The sequence below is a fragment of the Rhodococcus quanlei genome (genome assembly GCF_055231015.1).
The window spans coordinates 194756-204743 of record NZ_JBUYWD010000010.1 but is presented as its reverse complement, the minus strand read 5'-3'; the positions used below and the strand labels follow the sequence as shown (position 1 = coordinate 204743).

General features: G+C 63.9%; 11 protein-coding genes. 10 read left to right on the top strand and 1 reads right to left on the bottom strand.

Annotation, left to right across the window (positions count from 1 at the left end):
* Nucleotides 1-32 precede the first annotated feature (32 nt).
* From ACZI8Q_RS08520 to ACZI8Q_RS08510, 3 genes are all read left to right on the top strand, one after another.
* Nucleotides 33-1040, top strand: a complete 1008-nt coding sequence (locus ACZI8Q_RS08520) for an alpha/beta hydrolase (RefSeq protein WP_463373068.1) — start codon at nucleotides 33-35, stop codon at nucleotides 1038-1040.
* Nucleotides 1041-1163: 123 nt separating this feature from the next.
* Nucleotides 1164-1937, top strand: coding sequence for a siderophore-interacting protein (locus ACZI8Q_RS08515; protein WP_463373067.1), 774 nt, complete (start codon nucleotides 1164-1166; stop codon nucleotides 1935-1937).
* An 83-nt stretch (nucleotides 1938-2020) separates the two neighbouring features.
* Nucleotides 2021-2965 carry a tyrosine recombinase XerC gene (locus ACZI8Q_RS08510; protein ID WP_463373066.1) on the top strand — a complete coding sequence of 315 codons (945 nt, stop codon included), beginning with the start codon at nucleotides 2021-2023 and terminating at the stop codon, nucleotides 2963-2965.
* Between the two features lie 14 nt (nucleotides 2966-2979).
* On the opposite strand, the gene ACZI8Q_RS08505 is transcribed toward ACZI8Q_RS08510, so the two are convergent.
* Nucleotides 2980-3474, bottom strand: coding sequence for a M23 family metallopeptidase (locus tag ACZI8Q_RS08505; protein ID WP_463373174.1), 495 nt, complete (start codon nucleotides 3472-3474; stop codon nucleotides 2980-2982).
* A 320-nt stretch (nucleotides 3475-3794) separates the two neighbouring features.
* On the opposite strand from ACZI8Q_RS08505, the gene rpsB reads away from it, so the two are divergent.
* From rpsB to rlmN, 7 genes are all read left to right on the top strand, one after another.
* Nucleotides 3795-4658, top strand: a complete 864-nt coding sequence (gene rpsB, locus ACZI8Q_RS08500) for a 30S ribosomal protein S2 (RefSeq protein WP_463373065.1) — start codon at nucleotides 3795-3797, stop codon at nucleotides 4656-4658.
* A gap of 112 nt (nucleotides 4659-4770) precedes the next feature.
* Nucleotides 4771-5595, top strand: a complete 825-nt coding sequence (gene tsf, locus ACZI8Q_RS08495) for a translation elongation factor Ts (protein ID WP_463373064.1) — start codon at nucleotides 4771-4773, stop codon at nucleotides 5593-5595.
* Nucleotides 5596-5768: 173 nt separating this feature from the next.
* Nucleotides 5769-6497 carry a UMP kinase gene (gene pyrH / locus ACZI8Q_RS08490; RefSeq protein WP_463373063.1) on the top strand — a complete coding sequence of 243 codons (729 nt, stop codon included), beginning with the start codon at nucleotides 5769-5771 and terminating at the stop codon, nucleotides 6495-6497.
* A gap of 65 nt (nucleotides 6498-6562) precedes the next feature.
* Nucleotides 6563-7120, top strand: coding sequence for a ribosome recycling factor (gene frr / locus ACZI8Q_RS08485; protein ID WP_463373062.1), 558 nt, complete (start codon nucleotides 6563-6565; stop codon nucleotides 7118-7120).
* A 58-nt stretch (nucleotides 7121-7178) separates the two neighbouring features.
* Nucleotides 7179-8087, top strand: coding sequence for a phosphatidate cytidylyltransferase (locus ACZI8Q_RS08480; RefSeq protein WP_463373061.1), 909 nt, complete (start codon nucleotides 7179-7181; stop codon nucleotides 8085-8087).
* A complete protein-coding gene (locus ACZI8Q_RS08475) occupies nucleotides 8084-8785 on the top strand; it encodes a class I SAM-dependent methyltransferase (protein WP_463373060.1) in 702 nt (233 codons plus the stop codon). The genes ACZI8Q_RS08480 and ACZI8Q_RS08475 overlap by 4 nt, the downstream gene beginning before the upstream one ends.
* Nucleotides 8786-8875: 90 nt before the next feature.
* On the top strand, nucleotides 8876-9985 hold the full coding sequence (rlmN, locus tag ACZI8Q_RS08470; RefSeq protein WP_463373059.1) for a dual-specificity RNA methyltransferase RlmN: 1110 nt from the start codon (nucleotides 8876-8878) through the stop codon (nucleotides 9983-9985).
* Nucleotides 9986-9988: the final 3 nt, after the last annotated feature.

Here is a 9988-nt window from a genome sequence, read left to right as displayed (position 1 = left end):
GAGGGGGAGTTCGCGAAACAGAAGGAGTAGCCATGAGCGCGACCGGGTTCTGCCGGACACTCCTGATCGTTGCCATCATGGCGTCGTGGAGTCTCGTCGGAGGCGTGGCACAGGCGTCGGAAGGCGGCTCTGTCCTCGACCGTGTGGAGCAGGTCGACGACCGCCACATGAACATGTATGTGTATTCGGCGGCGATGAAGAAAGACATCCGTCTCGAAGTGATTCGCCCAGCCGACACGAGCGTACCCAGACCGACGTTGTATCTACTCAACGGTGCTGGGGGCGGCGAGGACACGGCCACGTGGAAGGCCAAGACGGACGTGGTCTCCTTCTTTGCGGACAAGAACGTCAACGTCGTCATCCCGGTTGGTGGTGCATTCAGCTACTACACGGACTGGCAGGAACGCGACCCGGTTCTCGGCCTCAACAAGTGGACTACCTTCCTCACCGAGGAACTTCCGCCGATTGTCGATGCGACACTCGGAACAACCGGCGAGAATGCGATCGCAGGATTGTCCATGTCGGGTACTTCGGTTCTGATGCTCGCCGAGCATGCACCATCGTTGTACAACGCAGTGGGCTCCTTCAGTGGGTGTGCGGAGACGAGCACTCCAGCCGGGCGGACGTACGTCACCTTCGTGGTGAGCGCGCGCGGCGGAAACGTGGAGAACATGTGGGGCCCGCCCGGGGACCCGGATTGGGTGGCGAACGACCCCGTGATCCACGCAGAGCGACTACGCGGGATCGATCTCTACATCAGCAACGGTAGCGGGCTGCCGGGGCCTCACGACAATCTCGACGGCCCCGATGTCGACGGTTCGGGTGCTCTGGCCAATCAGGTGATCGTGGGCGGACTCATCGAGGCGGGGACCAATCAGTGCACGCACCATCTGGCGGACAGGCTGAGGTCGTTGCAGATCCCGGCTACCTTCGACTTCAAACCGGTCGGCACGCACTCGTGGGGCTATTGGGAGGATGACCTGCACAACTTCTGGCCGATGGCTGCCGACGCCCTCGGAGTTACTTCCGAACCTGGATGAGGGATTCGCCCCACCCGACGGAAACGTCACACATTCGGGTACGCTGGTTAGGTAAGGCTAACTAACTAACTAGCTAACTGGGTGGTTTGGCTTGCCGGCCAACGGACGGGATATGAGGTTGCAATGGCGAAGCCGACGGCGACACTGACGGTGATTCGGACGCAACGGTTGACTCCGCACATGGTGCGGGTCCATCTCGGCGACCCGGGTTTCGATTCGTTCACACCGAACGCATTCACCGACATGTACGTCAAACTCGTGTTCGGACCAGAGGATGAACCCACCTTGCGGACGTACACGATCCGCTCGGTCGATCACGACGCACGAGAGATTGCGATCGACTTCGTCGTACACGGTGAGGCCGGCGTGGCGGGGCCGTGGGCGGCATCGGCGCAGCCGGGTGACACGCTCCAACTTCGCGGCCCCGGCGGCGCTTTTGCGCCCGACGCCGCCGCCGACTGGTATCTGTTCGCCGGTGACGAGTCGGCAGTCCCCGCGATTTCCGCGGCGGTCGAGCGACTCCGAGAAGATGCAGTCGGGGACGTTCTCATCGAAGTCGGCGGCCCCGATGACGAAGTGCTGCTGAATGCGCCGGACGGCGTCGACGTGCGATGGATACATCGAGGTGCGTCCTCCGACACGGTCGATGATGACAATTCGGGCGACAACGCCCCGCTGATCGCCGCCGTGCGGCAGGTCCCGTGGCGAGATGGACGACCACACGTCTTCATTCACGGTGAAGCTCAGGCCGTCATGTCGAATCTGCGGGCGTACGTGCGCAAGGAACGAGCTGTCCCGGCCTCGGATGCGTCCATTTCGGGGTATTGGCGCAAGGGTCGTACCGAGGAAGGTTTCCGTGTGTGGAAATCCGAATTCGCGGAGGCGGGCACGGCCTGACAGGTCCGCGAAAAGGGGCCTGACAGGTCTGCGGAAGGCGTGTCCTGCTTGCCTGGCGTACTGCCGCAACGAATCATGGGTGCATGAGTAGCGAGCGCCCGCAGCGGATCGAGCTGACCCCTGAACTCGAGGCCGTGCTCGCGGAGTACTCCGAGCATCTGCGGCTCGGGCGAGGGCGCTCGGAACATACGGTGCGTGCGTATCTGGCCGATGTTCGTTCGCTGCTGCGTCATTTCGGCTCGGGTGGCGGCAACACGAACATCGCGGCGCTCGATCTGTCGGTGCTGCGCTCGTGGCTTGCCGCGCAAGCGGCCGCCGGAACAGCCCGAACCACGTTGGCGCGACGCACGTCGTCGGCTCGCAACTTCACCGCGTGGCTGATGCGGACCAGACGTCTGTCGTCCGATCCGGGTGCGCGACTGGTCGCGGCTCGCGCACACCGGACATTGCCTGCAGTGCTGCGGCAGACGCAGGCCGTGGAGGCGATGGACGTAGCGGAACTGGGTGCAGCTCAGGAAGATCCGATTGCGCTCCGTGACCGCCTCATCGTCGAACTGCTCTACTCGACCGGGATTCGCGTCGGTGAATTGTGCAGTCTCGACCTCGTGTCGGTGGACAAGCATCGACGTTTGCTGCGCGTGATCGGCAAGGGAGACAAGGAACGGTCGGTGCCGTACGGTCGTCCGGCCGCCGACGCGATCGACGCATGGTTGCGCGCAGGTCGGCCGAAGCTCGTCGGTGAGAGATCGGGAAATGCTTTGCTGCTGGGAAAGCGCGGAGGCCGATTGGACCAGCGCCAGGCGCGCAGTGTGGTGCACGACGTCCTGTCGGCAGTTCCCGGTTCGCCGGACCTGAGTCCGCACGGTTTGCGGCACAGCGCAGCGACCCATCTACTGGAGGGTGGTGCGGACCTGCGCGTGGTTCAGGAGTTGTTGGGTCACGCGAGTATGGCCACCACACAGCTGTACACGCACGTGTCCGTCGACCGGCTACGTGCCGTGCATGACCGGGCTCACCCCCGCGCATGATCCGAGCGCAGGTTTCACGAGTGCAACGGTTTCAGCCGCAGGGGAGCGGCGTCGACCAGCCGGAGCGGATTCAGATACTCCCGGTCCCGGCGCAGGCCCCAGTGCAGGCACGCTGCCACAGAGCATCCGGGATGGTCGGCTTCGAGTACTCCGAGGACCGTTCCGACGCCGACGCGCTGTCCCGCCCGTACCCGTGCGGCGACCGGTTCGTAGGTGGTCCGAAGGCCGCCTTCGTGATCGACCGAGACGACCGGTTTGTTCGCCACCGTTCCGGCGAACACCACCACGCCGGCCCCAGCGGACAGCACGGCTTCGTCGGGTTGCGCGGCCAGGTCGACCCCCCGGTGTCCGGGTAGCCAGTTGTGCTCGGGTTTGTCGAAGGCGCGTTCGACTCGGGGTCGCGGTCGAAGTGGCCAATCGAACTCGGATTCGGAGGCGCCGACACTGCTCGGCGACGTGATGGCGACGAGGACGGCGAGCGCGATGGCGGGTATCGATCTGCGCATCATCGTGTCGACGATGCCGTGGGATGCGGAGAAAAACCGCACGTCATTCGTTTTGTGGACGAATCTCGGTGCCGTGCACATCGGGGTAGGGGTCACTTGACAGGCGGGTCGGTGGCCACCGCGGTTAGGGGACCGGCCGCGCAAGCCGTACACTGGTCGAGCGGTCTGTGTTCGCACAGTCCGACTTCGCGCGCCCGCGCACGCTTTTACGGCCTTCGGCTGGTCTCACGCTCGAGCAGCGTGAGTCCGGAGGCCAGCGGGTGCCAGGGCAGAGCGTCACCGACGCCCTGCAGAACCGGCAATTGAAAGAGAGATACACAGCCATGGCTGTCGTAACAATGAAGCAGCTGCTCGACAGCGGCACGCACTTCGGTCACCAGACCCGTCGTTGGAACCCGAAGATGAAGCGTTTCATCTTCACCGATCGCAACGGCATCTACATCATCGACCTGCAGCAGACGCTGACGTACATCGACAAGGCGTACGAGTTCGTCAAGGAGACCGTCGCCCACGGTGGCACGATCCTCTTCGTCGGCACCAAGAAGCAGGCCCAGGAGTCCATTGCGGGCGAGGCAACTCGTGTCGGAATGCCCTACGTGAACCAGCGTTGGCTCGGCGGCATGCTCACCAACTTCACCACGGTCCACAAGCGTCTCCTCCGCCTCAAGGAGCTCGAGGCCATGGAGCAGACCGGTGGATTCGAGGGTCGCACCAAGAAGGAAATCCTCATGCTCACGCGTGAGATGACCAAGCTCGATCGCACCCTCGGTGGTATCCGCGACATGGCCAAGGTTCCTTCCGCTGTGTGGGTCGTCGACACCAACAAGGAGCACCTGGCGGTTGCCGAGGCTCGCAAGTTGAACATCCCGGTCATCGCGATCCTGGACACCAACTGCGACCCCGACCTGGTCGACTACCCGATTCCGGGTAACGACGACGCCATTCGTTCGGCCGCACTGCTCACCAAGGTTGTCGCTTCGGCGGTTGCCGAGGGTGTGCAGGCACGCGCCGGACAGAGCGCCGACAAGGACGCAAAGCCCGAGGCCGGCGCCGGCGAACCTCTCGCCGAGTGGGAGCAGGAGCTGCTCTCGCAGGCAGCCCCGGCAGCAGACGCTGCGCCCGCTGCGGAGGCTGCCCCCGCAGCCGAGACGGCACCGGCTACCGAGGCACCCTCGACCGAGGCCTGATCCGATGAAAACGGCCCTGACCAAGCACCTCTTTGGTCGGGGCCGTTTCACGGTCTGCCCGTCGTACTACCCTGACTCACGTCCCAACAGACAATAAGGAGGCTCGCTCACCATGGCGAACTACACCGCCGCTGACGTCAAGCGGCTCCGCGAGCTCACCGGCTCCGGAATGATGGCATGCAAGAACGCTCTGGCCGATGCTGACGGCGACTTCGACAAGGCTGTCGAGCAGCTGCGCATCAAGGGCGCCAAGGATGTCGGTAAGCGTGCCGAGCGCACCACCGCCGAGGGTCTGGTCGTCGCCAAGGACGGCGTTCTGCTCGAGATCAACTGCGAGACCGACTTCGTCGCCAAGAACGCAGACTTCCTGAAGCTCGCCGAGTCGATCGTGGCCGCCGCCGCGGAGGCAAAGCCCGCCGACATCGCCGCTCTCAAGGCTGTCGAGCTCGACGGCAAGACCGTCGACGCAGTCTTCCAGGAGCAGTCCGCCAAGATCGGTGAGAAGCTCGAACTGAGCAAGATCGCCTCCTTCGACGGCCCCGTCGCCGTCTACCTCCACAAGCGCAGCGCAGACCTTCCGCCCGCCGTCGGCGTTCTCGTCGAGTACACCGGTGAGGGTGACGAGGCTGCCGAGGCGGCACGCTCTGCTGCGATGCAGGTTGCCGCGCTGAAGGCCAAGTACGTCACGCGCGACGAGGTCCCCGAGGACATCGTCGCCAGCGAGCGTCGCATCGCCGAGGAGACGGCACGCGCGGAAGGCAAGCCCGAGCAGGCCATGCCGAAAATCATCGAAGGCCGCGTGAACGGCTACTTCAAGGATGTCGTGCTGACCGAGCAGTCCTCGGTCCAGGATTCCAAGAAGTCCGTGAAGGCGCTCCTCGACGAGGCAGGCGTGACGATCAAGCGATTCGTTCGTTTCGAGGTCGGCGCTTCCTGATCGTTCTTCGTGGGACGAGTGGCCCCGTCGGCGAAGAGTTCGCACTCGAACCGGCGGGGCCAACGTGTGCCGCGAGTCGTTCCGATGAGGCAGGATCGAACACGACCCGGGTCTCGATGACCTGTGACGGATGGCCCGTGTGAAAACGTGTGATCGTACAAACGAGGAGAACAATGTCGGAAGCAGCCCAAGATCGTCACGGCTTTCGCCGCGTCGTCCTGAAGCTGGGTGGCGAAATGTTCGGTGGCGGCAGGGTCGGTCTCGATCCTGACGTCGTGACGAAGGTGGCCGAGCAGATTGCCGGCGTCGCGCGCTCGGGCGTTCAGGTCGCGGTGGTCATCGGTGGTGGCAACTTCTTCCGCGGCGCAGAATTGCAGCAGCGCGGACTCGAGCGCGCACGTTCCGACTACATGGGCATGCTCGGCACCGTGATGAATTCGCTTGCATTGCAAGATTTCCTCGAGAAGCAGGGCATCGACACCCGGGTTCAGACCGCAATCACGATGGGCCAGGTCGCGGAACCGTACATTCCGCTGCGCGCGGAACGGCACCTCGAGAAGGGTCGCGTCGTCATCTTCGGTGCGGGCATGGGAATGCCCTACTTCTCCACCGACACCACGGCGGCGCAGCGTGCGCTGGAGATCGGCGCCGACGTGGTCCTCATGGCGAAGGCGGTCGACGGCGTCTATACGGCTGATCCGCGGGTCGACCCCGATGCCACGATGTACGAGCAGATCACCCATCGCGAGGTGATCGAACAGGGACTCCAGGTGGCCGACGCGACTGCTTTCAGTCTGTGTATGGACAACCAGATGCCGATCATGGTGTTCAATCTGCTCACAGAGGGCAATATCGCCCGGGCTGTGTCCGGTGAGAAGATCGGAACACTCGTCAAGACCTGACCGACCGGTGAAGTCGACCACTCGAATCAAACTCTCGCAAGTACGACGAACATGGAGGAACAGCCGTGATAGATGAAGCTCTCTTCGAGGCCGAGGAGAAGATGGAAAAGGCTGTTACGGTGGCGAAGGACGACCTCGGCTCGATTCGGACGGGTCGTGCCAACCCTGGGATGTTCTCCCGTATCGCGATCGAGTACTACGGTGCGATGACGCCGATCACTCAGCTCGCCAGCATCAATGTCCCAGAGGCTCGCCTTGTGGTGGTCAAACCGTACGAGGCGTCGCAGCTCGGTCCGATCGAGACGGCCATCCGCAACTCCGATCTGGGTGTGAACCCGACGAACGACGGAAACCTGATCCGCATTTCGGTCCCGCAGCTCACCGAGGAACGCCGCAAGGAACTGGTCAAGCAGGCGAAGGCCAAGGGCGAGGACGCAAAGGTCGCGGTGCGCAACGTCCGTCGCAAGGCGATGGAGCAGCTTTCGCGAATCCAGAAGGACGGCGAAGCCGGCGAGGACGAGGTCGGCCGCGCCGAGAAGGAACTCGACAAGACCACAGCACGCTATGTCGGTCAGATCGACGATTTGTTCAAACACAAGGAAGCCGAACTGCTCGAGGTGTGAGTGCCTTGGGCGCCACACCTGCAGTTCGACATCGAGACGAGGGGCGGAACGGGAGACAGTGACCGTGCCAGCAGAACGAGGGACACCCGATGGGCCCGCATCGGGCGGCCCCTCGGGGTCGGCAGAGGTCGATCATGTGAACGGGCCGAAGTCGAAAGCGGGACGGAACTTACCCGCAGCTATCGCGGTAGGCGCTGGACTCGGCATTTCCCTGATACTCGTCCTCGTCTACGTTCCACTGGTATTCATCGGCGTAGTTGCTGCGGCAATGGCCGTTGCCACGTGGGAGGTCGCGAAGCGCCTGCGCGAGGCGGGTATCCGTGTGCCGCGACTTCCTCTGATCGCCGGAGGTCAGGCGATTCTGTGGTTGGCGTGGCCGTTCGGTGTGCAGGGTGTGTTGGCGTCATTCGCCGCAACGGTCCTCGTCTGTATGGTCTGGCGCTTGTTCGATCACGGACTGAATGCGACTCCACGTAACTTTCTCCCCGATACCGCGGTCACCGTGTTCGTGGCGGCGTGGATTCCACTGCTCGCGGCGTTCGCCGTGCTCATGGTGTTGCAGGACGACGGGCCGGCTCGGGTGCTGTGTCTGATGATCGGCGTGGTCTGCTCGGACATCGGCGGATACGCGGCGGGATCCCTGTTCGGCAAGCACCCGATGGTGCCGCGGGTCAGTCCCAAGAAGTCCTGGGAGGGCTTCTTCGGTTCGCTGATCTTCTGTGTGGTCGGAAGCATCGCGACCGTCTCGTTGATTCTGGACGAGAACCCGCTGATCGGCCTTGCGCTCGGTGCCGTGCTCGTGATCGTGGCCACGTTGGGCGACCTGATCGAATCGCAGATCAAACGAGAACTTCAGATCAAGGACATGGGGACTTTGCTGCCCGGCCATGGCGGCATCATGGATCGCCTCGATTCGGTTCTGCCGTCCGCGTTCGTGACGTGGCTCGTGTTCTCGCTGCTCGTGTGACGATTCCGAGCCCGAACATCTGGTATTGGCCGCAGGTGTACGAGGTCGAGAATCGGGCGCAGGACGCCGATGGTGCGATCTACCGACACTTGGCGGGATCGGTCGATTGGGCTGGCGCTGTGGTGGTCGACGTCGGCTGCGGAAGCGGATTTCATCTACCGATGTTCGCAGAGACGGCGGCCAGGGTGGTCGGGGTCGATCCGCATGCTCCGTTGGTGGAGGCCGCGCGTCTGCGGACCGGAGATCTCGCGAACGTCGAGGTCCTGGAAGGTTCCGCCGAGGCCGTGCCTGTGGGTGACGGCTCGGCAGACCTCGTTCACGCCCGCACTGCCTACTTCTTCGGCCCGGGATGTGGCGCCGGGATTGCGGAGGCCATGCGGGTGCTCAAGCCCGGTGGAGTGCTGGCCGTGATCGATCTCGACGCCACCGCGTTCGACTACGGACGGTGGATGCGGGCGGACCTCCCGCAATACGATCCTGCGCGTGTCGAGCGCTTCTTCGAGGCTCAGGGCTTCGGCACGGTGCGCGTCGACACGCGCTGGGAGTTCCCGGACCGGCGGGCACTGCGCGACGTGTTGGGTATCGAGTTCACGAAACGAACAGCCGCCAGAGCATTCGATCAGACACCCGGTCTTGCGTTGGACGTGCGGTATCGCCTGCACACGCGGCGCCGGCCCACTTTCCCCGTGAGTGGTTGACGAGTCCTGAGACTCGTTGGGCACGCACAGAGGGTAGAGCAATTTCGGAATTGGGCTCGATTGGACAGCGATGGGACAATGGACCGCACTATGGCTGTTTCACTTCCTCTCGTGTTCAACGCGCCCAAGCGCGGGCTGCCGCCGCGGCACCTCGCGGATCTCGATTCGACAGAGCGGCGCGAAGCGGTGAAGGAACTGGGCCTGCCCGGATTTCGCGCCGATCAGCTCGCTCGCCAGTACTACGGCAGGCTCGAGGCCGACGCCGCGAAGATGACGGACCTGCCCGCGTCCGTCCGTGAGCAGGTGGCCTCCGCACTGTTCCCCGAACTGCTCACACCGTTGAAGCATCTGGCATGCGATGGGGGAGAGACGCGCAAGACGCTGTGGAAGGCCGGTGACGGCACTCTCCTCGAGAGCGTTCTCATGCGATACCCGGACCGTGCCACCCTGTGCATTTCGAGTCAGGCCGGGTGTGGCATGGCATGCCCGTTCTGTGCGACGGGTCAGGGCGGTCTCCAACGCAATCTGTCGACGGCCGAGATCGTCGACCAGGTGCGTGCCGCTGCCGCCGCCCTGCGTGACGGTGAAGTCGACGGTGGCCCGGGCCGACTTTCGAATGTGGTGTTCATGGGGATGGGCGAACCCCTTGCCAACTACAAGCGAGTAATCGCTGCGGTGCGCCGGATCACCTCACCTGCACCGGACGGGCTGGGCCTGTCACAACGGTCGGTGACGGTGTCCACCGTCGGTTTGGCGCCGGCCATCAGAAAACTGGCCGACGAAGGATTGAGTGTCACCCTCGCGGTGTCGTTGCACACGCCCGACGACGAATTGCGCGACACGCTGGTGCCCGTCAACAACAGGTGGTCGGTGGCCGAGGTTCTGGATGCGGCGCGGTACTACGCGGATTCCACTGGTCGGCGGGTGTCGATCGAGTATGCACTGATCCGGGATGTCAACGATCAGCCGTGGCGCGCGGACATGTTGGGGAAGAAGCTCCGCAAGGCGCTGGGTGCACTGGTGCACGTCAATCTGATTCCGCTCAACCCGACTCCGGGCAGCGAATGGGACGCGAGCCCGAAGCCGGTGGAGAAGGAATTCGTCCGCAGGGTGATCGCGCAGGGCGTGTCGTGCACGGTGCGCGATACCCGCGGACAAGAAATTGCGGCGGCGTGCGGTCAGCTGGCTGCCGAGAACTGACTC